This is a genomic window from Rothia sp. HMSC065D02 (genome assembly GCF_001815285.1).
Taxonomy (GTDB): domain Bacteria; phylum Actinomycetota; class Actinomycetes; order Actinomycetales; family Micrococcaceae; genus Rothia; species Rothia dentocariosa.
On sequence record NZ_KV820092.1, the window covers coordinates 687,416 to 700,945 of the forward strand.

At 50.5% G+C, this 13,530-nt stretch carries 11 protein-coding genes, 3 tRNA genes, 1 other RNA gene and 1 CRISPR repeat array; of the genes, 11 read left to right on the top strand and 4 right to left on the bottom strand.

Annotated features, from left to right (window positions below; genetic code table 11):
• Nucleotides 1-243 precede the first annotated feature (243 nt).
• Entirely contained in the window at nt 244-1,887 is a 1,644-nt protein-coding gene (gene mptB, locus HMPREF3016_RS10380; protein ID WP_070741977.1) for a polyprenol phosphomannose-dependent alpha 1,6 mannosyltransferase MptB, read from the top strand.
• A gap of 172 nt (nt 1,888-2,059) precedes the next feature.
• Nucleotides 2,060-2,132, top strand: a tRNA-Arg gene (locus HMPREF3016_RS10385).
• 104 nt (nt 2,133-2,236) lie between these two features.
• On the opposite strand, the gene HMPREF3016_RS10390 is transcribed toward HMPREF3016_RS10385, so the two are convergent.
• Nucleotides 2,237-3,142 (bottom strand): HNH endonuclease family protein, encoded by a 906-nt coding sequence (locus tag HMPREF3016_RS10390; RefSeq protein WP_048754295.1) that lies wholly within the window; start codon nt 3,140-3,142, stop codon nt 2,237-2,239.
• A 384-nt stretch (nt 3,143-3,526) separates the two neighbouring features.
• Here HMPREF3016_RS10390 and HMPREF3016_RS10395 point away from each other — a divergent pair, with 384 nt between their 5' ends.
• The 4 genes from HMPREF3016_RS10395 to def all read left to right on the top strand — a co-directional run bounded on the left by HMPREF3016_RS10395 (nt 3,527) and on the right by def (nt 6,287).
• The gene (locus HMPREF3016_RS10395; RefSeq protein WP_070448633.1) at nt 3,527-4,189 is read left to right on the top strand and encodes a single-stranded DNA-binding protein; all 663 of its coding nucleotides are present in this window, start codon (nt 3,527-3,529) and stop codon (nt 4,187-4,189) included.
• A 133-nt stretch (nt 4,190-4,322) separates the two neighbouring features.
• Nucleotides 4,323-4,395: transfer RNA gene (locus HMPREF3016_RS10400), tRNA-His, on the top strand.
• Nucleotides 4,396-4,459: 64 nt separating this feature from the next.
• Nucleotides 4,460-5,653: an acyl-CoA dehydrogenase family protein gene (locus HMPREF3016_RS10405; RefSeq protein ID WP_070741980.1), complete on the top strand. Its 1,194-nt coding sequence runs from the start codon at nt 4,460-4,462 to the stop codon at nt 5,651-5,653.
• 61 nt (nt 5,654-5,714) lie between these two features.
• A complete protein-coding gene (def, locus tag HMPREF3016_RS10410; protein WP_004004524.1) occupies nt 5,715-6,287 on the top strand; it encodes a peptide deformylase in 573 nt (190 codons plus the stop codon).
• A gap of 85 nt (nt 6,288-6,372) precedes the next feature.
• On the opposite strand, the gene rnpB is transcribed toward def, so the two are convergent.
• An RNA gene (gene rnpB, locus HMPREF3016_RS10415) (RNase P RNA component class A) lies at nt 6,373-6,762 on the bottom strand.
• Between the two features lie 65 nt (nt 6,763-6,827).
• On the opposite strand from rnpB, the gene HMPREF3016_RS10420 reads away from it, so the two are divergent.
• Nucleotides 6,828-7,613, top strand: coding sequence for a YaaA family protein (locus HMPREF3016_RS10420; RefSeq protein ID WP_070741983.1), 786 nt, complete (start codon nt 6,828-6,830; stop codon nt 7,611-7,613).
• A 271-nt stretch (nt 7,614-7,884) separates the two neighbouring features.
• Nucleotides 7,885-8,643, top strand: a complete 759-nt coding sequence (locus HMPREF3016_RS10425; RefSeq protein ID WP_238382316.1) for an S-layer homology domain-containing protein — start codon at nt 7,885-7,887, stop codon at nt 8,641-8,643.
• A gap of 169 nt (nt 8,644-8,812) precedes the next feature.
• Here the strand turns inward: HMPREF3016_RS10425 and HMPREF3016_RS10430 are convergent, their stop codons facing one another.
• Nucleotides 8,813-9,703: a Nif3-like dinuclear metal center hexameric protein gene (locus tag HMPREF3016_RS10430; RefSeq protein ID WP_070741986.1), complete on the bottom strand. Its 891-nt coding sequence runs from the start codon at nt 9,701-9,703 to the stop codon at nt 8,813-8,815.
• A gap of 134 nt (nt 9,704-9,837) precedes the next feature.
• Here HMPREF3016_RS10430 and msrA point away from each other — a divergent pair, with 134 nt between their 5' ends.
• From msrA to HMPREF3016_RS10445, 3 genes are all read left to right on the top strand, one after another.
• Nucleotides 9,838-10,362, top strand: a complete 525-nt coding sequence (gene msrA / locus HMPREF3016_RS10435; protein ID WP_070741989.1) for a peptide-methionine (S)-S-oxide reductase MsrA — start codon at nt 9,838-9,840, stop codon at nt 10,360-10,362.
• 134 nt (nt 10,363-10,496) lie between these two features.
• The gene (locus tag HMPREF3016_RS10440) at nt 10,497-11,264 is read left to right on the top strand and encodes a DUF6318 family protein (RefSeq protein ID WP_070741992.1); all 768 of its coding nucleotides are present in this window, start codon (nt 10,497-10,499) and stop codon (nt 11,262-11,264) included.
• 129 nt (nt 11,265-11,393) lie between these two features.
• Nucleotides 11,394-12,161: a DUF6318 family protein gene (locus tag HMPREF3016_RS10445; RefSeq protein ID WP_239661835.1), complete on the top strand. Its 768-nt coding sequence runs from the start codon at nt 11,394-11,396 to the stop codon at nt 12,159-12,161.
• Between the two features lie 163 nt (nt 12,162-12,324).
• On the opposite strand, the gene HMPREF3016_RS10450 is transcribed toward HMPREF3016_RS10445, so the two are convergent.
• Nucleotides 12,325-12,397: transfer RNA gene (locus HMPREF3016_RS10450), tRNA-Glu, on the bottom strand.
• 125 nt (nt 12,398-12,522) lie between these two features.
• Nucleotides 12,523-13,525: a CRISPR direct-repeat array (repeat unit 28 nt; unit sequence GGCTCATCCCCGCGGGTGCGGGGAACAT).
• Nucleotides 13,526-13,530 lie beyond the last annotated feature (5 nt).

Consider the following 13,530-nt stretch of genomic DNA (forward strand, 5'->3'; position numbering starts at 1 on the left):
AGATTTTCTACGTACTCTCCCAGCTACAGCAGTTCATAGCTTTCTTATTTTTCTGTATCTACCGCCCTAAAAAGTTTGATTGTGACCTATATGAGAATTAAACCTTCTCCACACGCGACCTAAAACACGTGCGGAGAACGGTAGTCTTGTGGGTTTCACACAGGAGACAATGAAGGTGCTCGGGTATTATGGAGAGCGTATTGGATGTAGAGCTAAAACCCCTAGTGAAGGGATTCCTAACGCATGAAAACGCGGTATATGCAGTGGCGGTCAAGATTTTTTACAAAGCCCACCGCAACGTCGCCGCGTCTGCAAAAGTACATTGACAGTAACCGTCTTCGCACGCTACTGCTGGGTGCCTTTGGCTCTATTCTTATCACTCTCAGCTCATACGGCGTTGGTTGGATTGCAGATAGCTCAGGTTTTTGGCGCAACAATCTGATACGCACTATACGTTATGAAGTTTCGTGGGTAATCGTTTGTATTATCGCGCTTTCACTAGGTGCCATGATTATGTGCCGTGAGTGGCTGCGTATCTATCAGAAGATGGGTACCTGGAATAATTCTTCGCTCAGGTGGATGATCGCAATTGTTACCTGCTGGTCATTGCCCCAGGTTTTTGCTCTTACTATCTACAGCCGCGACATGTTTTCCTACTATGGGCAGGGCATGGTTATGGCTCACGGACTGAACCCCTATAAACAGGGGGTTTCTGAGATAGCGAACTTCATGCAAAATGGTGCGGACCCGCAATGGGCTGAGTCTCCTCCGCCCTATGGGCCTATCTCACTCAAAATCGAAGAATTCATCGCTCGCATCGTCGATGGAAATATCGATCTCGCCATTTTCTTGTTTCGTCTTGTCAGCGTCCTCGCCGTTATCGGCATTTTGTTCTTTGTCGTAAAACTCGCACAGCTTTATAAATATAATCGAACGCGAGCGCTCTGGCAGGTAGGCGCTAATCCCCTGTTCATAGCTTCTTTCATAGCGAGTGGTCACAACGATTCCTTGATGACCATGTTTATGCTTGCAGGTCTCTACTTTGCGAAGCGATACCCCAATGTCTATGGTGGCGTTCTTGGCGTTACGATGGTGACTTTCGGCGTCGGGGTGAAGCCTCTAGCGCTTGTGGTGCTCCCCTTTGTTGGCTTGCTGTGGGCGGGTAATAACGCCAGCTGGGTACGCAAATTCACTATCTGGTTTATCTCAGGAATTATTCTTCTTGCCGAGCTCGCTATTTTAGGTTACATAAGCGACCTTGGTTTTGGTTGGGTCAGCGCGCTCTCTACTACGGGCGGTCAGTACATTTGGTACACTCCCATCGGCTTGGTGATCGGGTTCATTGGGCTTTTCGCACACGGCGACTCTTTCGATACTGTTAAGAAAATTCTTGAGAATATTGGCAAACTTCTAGGCATCCTGAGCGCGTTAAGCTTCGCATTTGTCGGTCGATACCGTAATGTGGTGCGGTACGCAGGCCTCGCGATTCTCGCCATGCTTTTTTTCAGCCCGATGATTCAGTCGTGGTATATTCTCTGGGCTGTTCCTATGATTGCCGCGACAGGTCTGCGCTCTCACTTCCAGCTGATGTGGTACTTCGTGACAACCCTGTTCTTTATGGCGTATGCGGTATGTGATCAGCTGTACATCTCACCATATCTGAACGATTTCAATCAGGGAATGGCGCGTCTTATCGCCATTTTGATCTGTCTGGCCTATATCGTCTATCTGATGGCGTTAGACCCGGCAACGCGACGTATGGTGTACTTGAGCTTCCATCCGCATCAGGTAAAGCGAACTATCACACGGATGTGGTGGCAGCTCTTCCCTCAGACACGTGAAAGGCTCCGTGCGCGGCGCACCCGTCAAATATTACAAAAACATTAAGCTCGACGAACACTTGGGGGTAAACCCCTGTCATGGCGCGGAACCAGGCTATGGCGATTCAGGATTTTTTCCATAAATTTGTGTCATTTTTCGAGTTCGTTTACCATAATGTGACTTTTCGGTGTACTCTATAAATGTATTTCACACCGATATCGAAGACAGTGAAATGCATGCCTCAGTAGCTCAGAGGATAGAGCAGGAGCCTTCTAATCTCTTGGTCGGGGGTTCGATTCCCTCCTGGGGTACCTGTACGCACAAGCGCCGTTCCCTCAAATTGAGGGAGCGGCGCTTGTGCTTGTACCGATAACCCCGTAACCACCTGCGCATTCTTGCAAACAGGTGTGTACCGTTATTTCTTCACAGGGTTCGTGTCTTTACACGAGTTCAGCACGTTCTCCATAACGCGTTTTTCATCGGCAGTGACCCATAGCTGATACTTTGCTTTTACATGCACCTGCCGCGCCACATATGTGCATCGGTAGGCCGTATTGCCAGGAAGCCAATCAGAAGCATCGGCATCAGATTTCTGCATATTTGCGGGCCCGTCTGCTGCTACCAGGTTCTCGGGGTCGTTCGCGAGCTCACGACGTTTTTCCTCGCCAATATCTTGAGCCCCGGTCTGCCACGCATTCGAAAGCGCCACCACATGGTCGATCTGAACGGCACTTGAAGACTTCTTACCTCGTTTAAATTCGATTGTCCTGCCGGTATAAGGATCGTCAAGAGTTCCGGTTTGTACGGTGCAAGCACGAGTTCCCGCTTTGAAACGAATATTTGTTAAATCACGACGCAAAATATCATCACGAGTATTACATCCATTATGATCGACATCGTCCCAGGCAGCACCAAATTGCTCACGCGTATACCCGGCTTTTGATGCCCGCTCTTTCACAGGCAGGGCAGCAAGCTCCTTCTTCGCCGTCGATAAGTTAGGTGCATATGCTGTGGCTGGATCAACCGCATCATGCGGGTTCTTGACCTCTTCCAGAGACTCAGTTTTGACGTTCTGCTCTTCGCCGTCCCCTGTAGCAGAAGATGAGGCACTAGGGTTACCCAACAGCCCGCCTTGGCTATGCCGCCCAATATAGATAACGGCAATAATCAGCACGATGATCACAAGAATAGCCAAAGCAGTATAGAGAAAACGCTTGTTCTTAGGATCCATATCTGGAGGCAAAATCTTGCGCGGGTCTACATCGGCAATCTTCTTAAAATCGCGAAGATTCGGCGTAGGAGGCCTTTTAGACTTTGTCACGATGTTCTCCAGTACGTCTACGGCATAGATATGCTGTTAGATTTAGTGCGCTCATAAAGCTTACGAATGATAAAAAATCTCATGCTAAAACCGAATTCACCGGTATTGCACTACAAGGATAGGGGTTTATAGAGCTAGAAAGAAATCCAGAGGTAAAGGGTTTTCTTTACCAATATTGTGACACGTATCAGAAGTTCCCCGCCTCTCCTGTCTATCCACAGGATCAGAATTCTTGTCCCGTTCAGATAGGCTATCCACATGTGCACATACAACGCTCTCTTTATCACACTACATTGAGGCACACTAGAAAAACCGCGCCCCACTCTGACAGGGGACGCACATTATCTAAATAACACACCACCTAACATTTCAGGGAGCTCTATCATGGCTGATACCGTTATCCTACGCGGGTTTACCGCAACCGCCCCACAGCTACGCACACTTCCGACCGGAATTCCAGTCGTCAATTTTAGGTTGGCAAGCACGCCACGCTGGTTTGACTCAGCAACAAACTCCTGGCGCGAGGGACAAACAAGCTGGTACACTGTCTGCGCCTACCGCAAGCTGGCACAAAATATTGCCGCCTCCCTCACAGTGGGAAGTCCCGTACTCCTCACCGGGCGCGTTCGCACACAACAGTGGCAGCGCGAAGACGGTTCTCAAGGTGCATCCGTCGAAGTTGATGCCAGCAGCATCGGTCTTGACCTTACCTTCGGCACCAGCACATTCTCACGCGCTGTAGAGCACAGCGGCACGCAATCCCACACTCAGGATGACACAACAAACCCGATTCAGAAGGATGTATCGCAGGACGGCCATGCCGCTCCCCAACAACCATCGAGTACACAGCAATACCTAAACCGCGCCCTTCAAGAAACTGGACCACGAGGAACAGCATCTTCACCTCAACGGGAATTTTCACAACCCAAAAACACTGTTTCAGCATCTACAGATACGCACCAGACTGTTCAACAATCTTCAGAACCTACAAATAGTTTTGAGTATGAGAAACAAAGCGATCAAATATCTGAAATGGCACCCTTCTAGAATTCAACATCACAACTTCTAAAAACCGCATATAGCGTGCCGCGTATCACCTTGAATTGATTTGTCACAAGTTATCGAACTCATGTAGAGTAGTATCCGTTGCAATCGCGCGGGAAACCGCATGATGTACATGGTGGTCGTAGCTCAGTTGGCAGAGCGCCTGGTTGTGGTCCAGGAGGTCGCGGGTTCAACCCCCGTCGATCACCCCGTCACTAGGGTCGTTATGGTAATCCCCATAGCGGCCCTATAGCTTTACCTACTAGACTTTATATGTTTTATTCCCCTGAGGAAAGAGGATTTTCTGTGCAATCAACTCTGACATTTTCTGAAGACCATGAGCTGTTCCGAGAAGCAGTCCGTGAATTCGTGGCACACGAAATAACCCCTCACTACCCCGAATGGGAACAAGCACACATTATGCCTCGCTCAGTATGGCAAGCCGCCGGAGAAGCAGGAGTATTAGGACTTGCGGTCCCCGAAGAATTTGGCGGAGCCCAGCTGCCCGATTACGAGTATCAATTAGTTCTAACCCAAGAACTCGCAACCGTTGGAGGATATGGGTTTGCGCTCGCAGTGCATCTTCAACAGGATCTGGTGCTCCCCTATTTACTCGCATACGGTACACATGAGCAAAAGGAACGTTGGCTACCCCAAATGGTAAGCGGTAACCTCGTAACTTCATGCGCTTTTACAGAACCAGGTGCAGGGTCCGACCTGCGGGCATGCCGCACATCCGCAGTACGTGATGAGAACTCTTACCTTCTCAACGGGCAGAAGACGTTTATCGGATCCGGTATTTCGGGGGATGCAGCTCTCGTGTTGGCCCGCACCGATGGTTCCTCTGAACGTGCTTCTGAGGATTCATTTTCCCTCTTTTTCGTCGAAAAATCTGAAGGTTACACCCCGGGACGGCAGCTCGACAAAATAGGTATTCGAGCCTCAGACACTGCCGAACTATTCTTCGAGAATGTACGTGTTCCCGCTGAGAACCTTATCGGTGAGCTTGGTCAAGGCTTGACCTATATTAAACAACATCTGCCCCAAGCGCGCTTAGCGATTGCCGCTGCATCCGCCGTCATCAGCAGGACTGCTCTCAATGCCACACTAGAGTATGTAAAAGAACGTAAGGTTTTTGGGTCTCGTGTGGCAGATTTTCAGAATACCCGTTTTGAACTAGCTAATGCCCTCATGAATACCGAACTTTCCGAACTCTACGTGGCACGCGCTATAGCGGCTTTTAACGCTGGAGAGCTTACCGCTGAGGACGCCGCTAAAGCCAAGGTCTTTGCCTCTGAAAAAGCCTGCACAATTACCGATCGGTGTCTGCAGCTTTTCGGCGGCTATGGCTATATTAATGAGCATCCTGTAGCCCAAGCGTTCCTCGCGGCACGGCTACTGCCTATTTTTGGGGGTACAAACGAGCTTCTGCGCGATAACATAGGATTTGACCTACTCGCTGAGTAGACGCCAATATACTCTATCAATAGCTCTTTACCTTGTGATTTCGAGAACGAAGGATTTACCTGTGGCTATTCGCCCTGTTGTTATTTATGGCAATCCCGTTTTACATCGCCCGGCTGCTCCGGTCACGGCCTTTGACGATGAGTTCAAAGCTCTTGTTACCGATATGTATGAAACTATGGATGCAGCCCACGGAGTGGGTCTCGCGGCTCCTCAAATCGGGGTAGGTTTACGAGTTTTTACCTATCAGATGGAAAATGAAGATGGTGTTACTCCCCGCGGGTGCATCGTTAACCCCAGGCTGACTCTCGGCAAGGTGTCCGCGGCAGAGCCCGACCCCCATGACGAAGAAGAAGGGTGTCTTTCGTTCCCAGGCTACGGTTTTCCCCTCAAACGTGCTGAGTGGGTTACTGTCAATGGATTTGATGTCGAAGGCAATCCGCTCAGGTTTGAGGCAACCGGCTGGTTTGCCCGCTGTATGCAGCATGAGACCGACCACCTTGATGGAAAACTATATGTGAATCGTCTTAATAAAAAATGGACCTCTCGCATGAAGAAAGTTGTTAAACGCGAAGGCTGGACTGTTGAGGGTAATAGTTGGATGCCCGGTGTAGATCCTGACCCGTTCGGACATTAAAAACATAAAATCATCCACACTACCGGTGCGCCTGATTCTTGATACACAGAATTAGGCGCACCGGTGTTGTATACGAGCGTCATGAGAAGCAGGGTGCCCTATAAGCCGGGTTCTGTCATCGGTACCGATGAAAGCTCTGTACCTGAGGCAATCATCTATCTAGGGCTTATGTTGCCATAAGCGTCAAGCGGCCTACCCGAACACGCGCCGCAGGCTCGGGCGCACTACCCTATCATGGCGTGTTCTGTTTGGCCTTGCTCCGCATGGGGTTTACCTAGCTGAGCACGTCACCGCGCCCACTGGTGGTCTCTTACACCACCCTTTCACCCTTACCTCGATGAGGCGGTTTACTTTCTGTGGCACTAGCCTGCGAGTTACCCCGAGTGGATGTTATCCACCATGCTGTGCTGTGGAGCCCGGACTTTCCTCGACATACCCCTCAGAAGAGGTATCTCGCGATTGCCCAGGCACCCTGCTTCAGCCTTCTATTCTAGCGGAGTTATTATCGCTGCTCTATTTCTGCCCGGTAGAATAAGAAGCATGCTGATTCTTCTGCCTCCTTCTGAGGGTAAGACCCCTGCGCCTCGCACACACGCACCAGTTAATCTTGCCGAGTTATCGTTTCCAGAGCTCACAACCGAACGTGAAGATGTGCTGGAAGAACTCATGCGAGTTTCCGCTCAGGAAGACGCTCTAGATGTCCTCGGGGTGGGTGCATCACTCACGGCGGAGATTGAACGAAACACGCGGTTAGTGGAGGAACCGGCGCATTCGGCAGCTAAAGTCTATACGGGTGTGCTCTTTGAGGCGCTGGATTACGCAAGTTTCTCCCCCGATGAACGGGAGTTGGCTCAGAAGTCCGTTCTTATTTCATCTGCTTTATGGGGTGTGGTGCAACTTGAGGATCATATTCCTGCGTATCGGCTGTCTATGGGAACCAAGCTTGGCGCTATAGGTGCTCTGGCTACATATTGGCGCGGAGTTTTGGGGAATGCTTTGACCGCATACGCGCAGGGGCAGCTCATTCTTGACTGCCGCTCCAGCGCTTACGCAAAATCGTGGGTATCGCCGTCAGCCCAGACATTAGCGGTTCGTGTTGAACGCGTTGCAGAAGATGGTTCACGCAAGGTTGTCTCACATATGGCAAAGCATTATCGCGGAAAGTTAGCGCGTTACGTGATCACTCATGCCCTTGCCGGGCGACCTTTTGAAGGCACAGCGGGCATTTCAGAATTCTTAGAGGCACTTGACCGCGATTGGGAACTTGAATGTACCTTACCGACGCCCAAGAAAGCAGGAACACTGACCCTTCTTATCCGTGAATAGATTTTTCAGGTGTGAATATAGTGTGTACTCTTCTGGTATCTACGAGAATTCTCCCGCTATCAACACCCTAAGAAAGAACTGTTGTTCTTAATTTCGAAGTGTGGAGGAAATAGATTCTGCATACCCGGCACATTTTCTAAGAATGTGTCCAGAGAATTTTCCCACAAGGTTTATAACAGTTTTATAAATATCTTCGAAGATCCTTTACCATATATGACATCCCTGGTACATTGTAGGGAGTCATATCGCACTAGCCATGATGGATTATTGTATGTCTTTCACTTTTAAACTTCGTAAAGCTCCCACAACTATATGCTCGCTTACCCTAGTTGGCGCTACTCTTGCGCCTAGCACCCCCGTCTTTGCAGAGACTCAGCAACCCCAAACCACCGATTCTCAGGGGCAGCCTGCCGTTATTGCACAGGAAGATCTCTCGACCCTAAATCAGGTGGAAGGTAACGCAACTCCGCAGACCGTTTCGCCCCAGAAACGTTTTATTGACGTTCCTGAATCTTCTGCTTTTTATAATGAGATTACTTGGCTTTTTAACCGTAAGATCACGATCGGTTACCCAGATAGCACATACCACCCGAAAGATTATATTGAGCGTTCGGGTATAGCTGTTTATTTCTATCGTCTGGCAGGCTCCCCGCAAGTTGATCTTCCCGAAAAGTCGCCTTTCACAGACGTTTCTCCTAACGATATGTGGTACAAGGAAATGGTCTGGTTCCATCAGCAGGGTCTTACCACTGGCTGGTCTGATGGAACTTTCCGCCCGCATGACCTGGTAGATCGTAATGCTATGGCGGCGTTCTTCTACCGCTTTGCGGGCAGCCCTCAGTTCGAGGCACCTGCTGTCTCTCCTTTCTGGGATTTGAGCCCAGACGAGCCTTTCTATAAAGAGATTACCTGGCTTCGCAGCACAGATATTACGACCGGGTGGTCAGATGGTTCTTTCCATCCCTATGAGCCTATTTCACGTGAAGCAATGGCGGCGTTTATTTATCGTTATGCACATATGAAACATTAACAATCGGATTTTAGAAAAGTATGGCGTGCTCCTAATACAATAAGGGGCACGCCATACTTATACCGTTGCATTATCACCAAAATACTATTCAGGAAAAATAGTAATGCTACAAAATATAAATTTTTCTCACATTTATTTTAGAAGTCCCGTCGAGCTGCTCTGAATATTTTTAGCGAGGTGTGCTTGCTGAACCAGCAATTGGTCCGGTATCTACATGAAAATCCCAGGGGTCGGTATTTAGTGAGGATACCGAAATTTCAATACTGTATCCTTGGTCCGCTAGGGTTTCTTGCAGACGTTCTGCGGCACGGTTCAACCATAAAGATTCACTTGCAGCATGCGAGCAGTCAATAAGCGCAGTATCAGTACCTCGCACAAGTTCTTGTTCACGGAACTCGCTGGCGGGGTGATGCCGTAAATCTGCGGTGATATAGACATCTGCTTCAGACGCCCGCACGGCTTCAAACAAAGAGTCACCGGCACCTCCGCAGAGAGCAACACGACGAATAAGTTTTTGTGGGGATCCCGCAACGCGCAGCCCACCCGCTGTTGCAGGAAGAGTAACAGCTAGTTCTTCAGAGAGTTCCTGCAATGTAAGAGGGCGGGCAAGAACACCTATACGGCCTGTTCCAACGCAGTATTCCTCACCTGCAAGTTCCTGTTGCTGCTGATCAGTCAGCGGTTCGCATCCTTGCAGATTAAGCGCTTCACAGAGAGCCTCGTTGACACCGGCGACGGCGGCATCAGCATTGGTGTGCGCACCGAGCAGGCCACATCCACCTTCAATGAGGGTATGGAGCACGTTGCCTTTGTAATCGGAGTCGGGTATGAAGCTGGTACCACGCAAAAGAAGCGGGTGGTGAGTAATAAGAAGATCGGCCCCAAGATTTATAGCTTCTTGGGCGGTTGCTGATATGGCATCAACCGCAAAATGCACATGTTCGACGGGTGCCTGTAAACGCCCGCAAACTAGCCCAGAAGAATCCCAGCTAGCGGCAAGGTGCGGCGGATACAGGCTATGAAAAGCATCAACGATGTGGGATAGCGTAGGTGTTGTCATGATTCTATTGTGGCATCTAGCAGCAGAAAGACGAGCTATTACACGTCCCGTAGCAGACCTCGGGTAGGACGGGGAATAATAGTTGATACAGCTATGCTGTAAAGGAATGTACATCTATTTGTGGGAGAGGTCTTATGAAAAGCTTTGTTGTTGGCGGCGGTTGTTTTTGGTGTATTGACGCTGTTTTTCGGCAGTTCCAGGGTGTGAAAGCAAGCGTATGCGGGTATGCGGGCGGGCACACCCAAAACCCCGATTATCGGTCTGTATGCTCGGGAACGACGGGGCATCACGAGGTTGTTCGGGTTGATTTTGATGAATCGATTATAAGTGAAGACGCGATTTTGGATATTTTCTTCTCCGCACACGATGCGACAAGCTGGGATCAGCAGGGTGCCGACCGTGGTTCGCAGTACCGTTCCGTGCTGCTGTATTCCTCTGACGAACAGAAGGCTGCATTTGAGGCTGCGAAAGAGCGAGCTCAGTCATTCTTCGACGCCCCAGTTGTCACCGAGCTTAAACCGCTGACTGAGTTTTGGGAAGCAGAAGGGTACCACCAGGATTACTACGCGAAGAACCCATATCAGGGGTACTGTTCCGTAGTAGTTGGGCCTAAGGTAGCGAAAGTACGCAAACAATATGCTCATCTTTTGAAAGGCTAAATACAGATCAGACCATTATTGTCCCCACGGAGAGTTTGAACCCCCATAAATCTATCCTTGAGAAATAGAAATTTTCCATGTTTCACATGCAGGATGACGTTATGATGGAATTAGTACAGATTTGAAAGGGCATCATGACTCTAGTTTCACGTCGCCAAGCTGTGTATTTGACCGGTACGGGTCTCGCAGCGGCAACGGTTACTGCCTGTGCGCCAAAGGTTCAGCCGGCAGGTAATGATGCTTCTCCATCGCCCGGCGGTACCGCATCTGCTGAGAGCGCAGTCTCGGCGGCGGGGGCTTCCCCATCATCAGCATCGGATGGTCTGCAAAGTTCCGGGAAGAACTATCAAGGGCCTGTAAAACTAGAGAAATACGATTCTAAAGGTGAGTTCAAACCGGGCACCCGCGAGCATAAGGCAGAGAACGTACCGGCTCCTGTGGAACCAGAAAATATGCATGAAGAGTCTGTGGACGGCATGTATTCGTTCATTGCCTTCTGGGTTGAGGCACAAAATTATCTTTACTTAACGGGTGACGGTGCTCTGTCGCGTAAAGCTGATCCGGCTGACGATTACACCGAAAGTATTGATCTTTATAAAGCCTTATACGACAGCGGTGTAGTGTGGGTTCTTGGGGAACAGCATCCCATGAAAATTTCACTCAACTCTGCAACACCGGTGAAGAATCCGCGGAGTGAAACATCGTATATGTGGATTGCTACCGTTGAGTTTGGTGAAGGTACTGAAATCTATAATTCGCAGACTCAGGAGACTTACCCCCTTAATGACCTTATGCAGTCTGGGTCTAGGGTCTCGGTGATCACTCAATATGAGAACGGCGCATGGCGTATGCTCAAGGACGACGGCTCGCAGGCTTCGCCCGGTGGCACTAAGGCTCCTTAGAGATCTCTACACATTTTAGGTGTGCTAGGGTTTTACCGGTAGATTTTATAGAGAACGTATATATTTTACGTTCTATTCTTGTGAAGTTTTTCGCGCAGGCGGAAACGTTTTTTGATGGGAAGGTTTCTCATGAGCTCAATGTCGCGTCGTGGCGCTTTCACTGTTGTAGGTGCCGGTTTTATAGCTACTTTTACCGCGTGCTCGTCGCAGAACAAGGATGCGGCGCCAAGTGCTAGCGCATCTGCCAAGGCTACATCGCCATCACATTCGGCTGCTTCTGCATCTGCTACCCCTTCTGGCCCTAGTTTTAAGGGCGAGTTGAAGTTGGAGAACTACAGATCGTCTGGTGAATTTGAGCCCGGCACGCAGGAGCATCCGGCGCAGCATGTTCCTGTTCCTGTGGAACCCGCGAAACTGCGTGAAGATTCGGTTGAGGGCCTACATGCCTTTGTAACCTACTGGCTCGCGACTTTGAATTATATGCTTTTGACGGGTGACGGTAACTATTTCACGAATATTGATCATACGGGCGATTACACAACTATTGCCGATTTCATGCAGGATATGTACGCTTCAGAGACTGGCTGGGTGACTGGCGTGCAGAACCCGTTGACGATGTCTTTGGATACAGATCACCCAACGAAGGATGAGAAGAACGGATTTTATACCTGGAAGACAACGATGAAGGTTAATCGGGAGTCTGCGGTGTATACGAAGACGACGAACCGTTCGCAGCCGCTTCCTGAGGTTTTTAAGGTGCCGAGCGGGGCTGTCTCGGGCCAGGTGACGGCTCATTATCTTGAGGGAACGTGGCGTATGGTGCACCGTGCTCCTGCCGCAGCGGGTGCTTCTGCCAGTGCGCAAGGGTCTGCGAGTGCGGGCGGGGAGAATAAGTAGGCTGCTCCCCGTTTCTGGTTATTCACATTATGACGCGAGCAGGTTAGGTTTTGCTGAAAAGGTTATATAAGTGCCTTTTAGAAAATCCTGACCCCCTTGGCATTTATAAAGATAAAGAGAATTCCCCGGTTCGCCTGAACCGGGGAATTCTCTTTTCCTAGTGTGACCCCAACCGGATTTGAACCGGTGTTGCCGCCGTGAGAGGGCGGAGTACTAGGCCGCTATACGATGGGGCCGGGCTGTTTTTCGGGACCCGCCCGAACAACATATATAACTATACAGTTAAGGGAATACCCCACCAACTCTAGTAAGTATGATATACGTCACTGGAACCAATGGAAAATTCCTCAATACTGTTGAACAGTTATCCCCGCAGGTGCGGGGAAAACGGTATTCCAGGGCTATATTAGTTATCGCTGTTAGGCTCATCCCCGCAGGTGCGGGGAAAACCCCTGTAAACGTTTATCGGGTCGTCGTGGTGCGGCTCATCCCCGCAGGTGCGGGGAAAACCATCAGAAGCCACAGAATGCTCCTCTAAGCGACGGCTCATCCCCGCAGGTGCGGGGAAAACGGCTTGTTGTTCTGCGTCCCAGCCGTTTATCACGGCTCATCCCCGCGGGTGCGGGGAACATATCAACTAAAGGAACATCAATAGAGCGCTTTTCGGCTCATCCCCGCGGGTGCGGGGAACATGGCTAGACTGTGGGCTACCGAGTACCCAACATCGGCTCATCCCCGCAGGTGCGGGGAACATAACTCTTCAGCCGTAGCAACCATAACCTCTTCCGGCTCATCCCCGCGGGTGCGGGGAACATCAGAGCGCCGGCGGTGGTTAGTGCGCGTAATCGGGCTCATCCCCGCGGGTGCGGGGAACATCGTATTCTGTCGCTGGCGAGTATCTTCAAGCTGGGCTCATCCCCGCGGGTGCGGGGAACATGAAAAGGAAACGGACACATGAAACGGAATACTGGGCTCATCCCCGCGGGTGCGGGGAACATGGTCAAGGCCGGTTACGCCGCCCGTGCGGGCAGGGCTCATCCCCGCGGGTGCGGGGAACATGATTTTATATGCATCTAAGACGGTACAGTCTTGGGCTCATCCCCGCGGGTGCGGGGAACATTTGTAGGTGGAGAGTTGCCGCAGTGCTCGTTGGGGCTCATCCCCGCGGGTGCGGGGAACATGACCGCAAGCGTTTCTTGAAGATGTTTGAGGAGGGCTCATCCCCGCGGGTGCGGGGAACATTGCTTGCCCTCTTCGGGTGGGGTGATGGTGACGGGCTCATCCCCGCGGGTGCGGGGAACATCCCCCATACCCCGTACTTCCCTGCAATACCGGGGGCTCATCCCCGCGGGTGCGGGGAACATATGAA

Bases quoted from the DNA above. Each gene is read 5' to 3' on its own strand.
- mptB (WP_070741977.1), top strand. From the start codon at position 244: ATGAAAACGCGGTATATGCAGTGGCGGTCAAGATTTTTTACAAAGCCC.
- HMPREF3016_RS10395 (WP_070448633.1), top strand. From the start codon at position 3,527: ATGGCTGATACCGTTATCCTACGCGGGTTTACCGCAACCGCCCCACAG.
- HMPREF3016_RS10405 (WP_070741980.1), top strand. From the start codon at position 4,460: ATGTTTTATTCCCCTGAGGAAAGAGGATTTTCTGTGCAATCAACTCTG.
- HMPREF3016_RS10420 (WP_070741983.1), top strand. From the start codon at position 6,828: ATGCTGATTCTTCTGCCTCCTTCTGAGGGTAAGACCCCTGCGCCTCGC.
- HMPREF3016_RS10425 (WP_238382316.1), top strand. From the start codon at position 7,885: ATGTCTTTCACTTTTAAACTTCGTAAAGCTCCCACAACTATATGCTCG.
- HMPREF3016_RS10430 (WP_070741986.1), bottom strand. From the start codon at position 9,703: ATGACAACACCTACGCTATCCCACATCGTTGATGCTTTTCATAGCCTG.
- msrA (WP_070741989.1), top strand. From the start codon at position 9,838: ATGAAAAGCTTTGTTGTTGGCGGCGGTTGTTTTTGGTGTATTGACGCT.
- HMPREF3016_RS10440 (WP_070741992.1), top strand. From the start codon at position 10,497: ATGACTCTAGTTTCACGTCGCCAAGCTGTGTATTTGACCGGTACGGGT.
- HMPREF3016_RS10445 (WP_239661835.1), top strand. From the start codon at position 11,394: ATGAGCTCAATGTCGCGTCGTGGCGCTTTCACTGTTGTAGGTGCCGGT.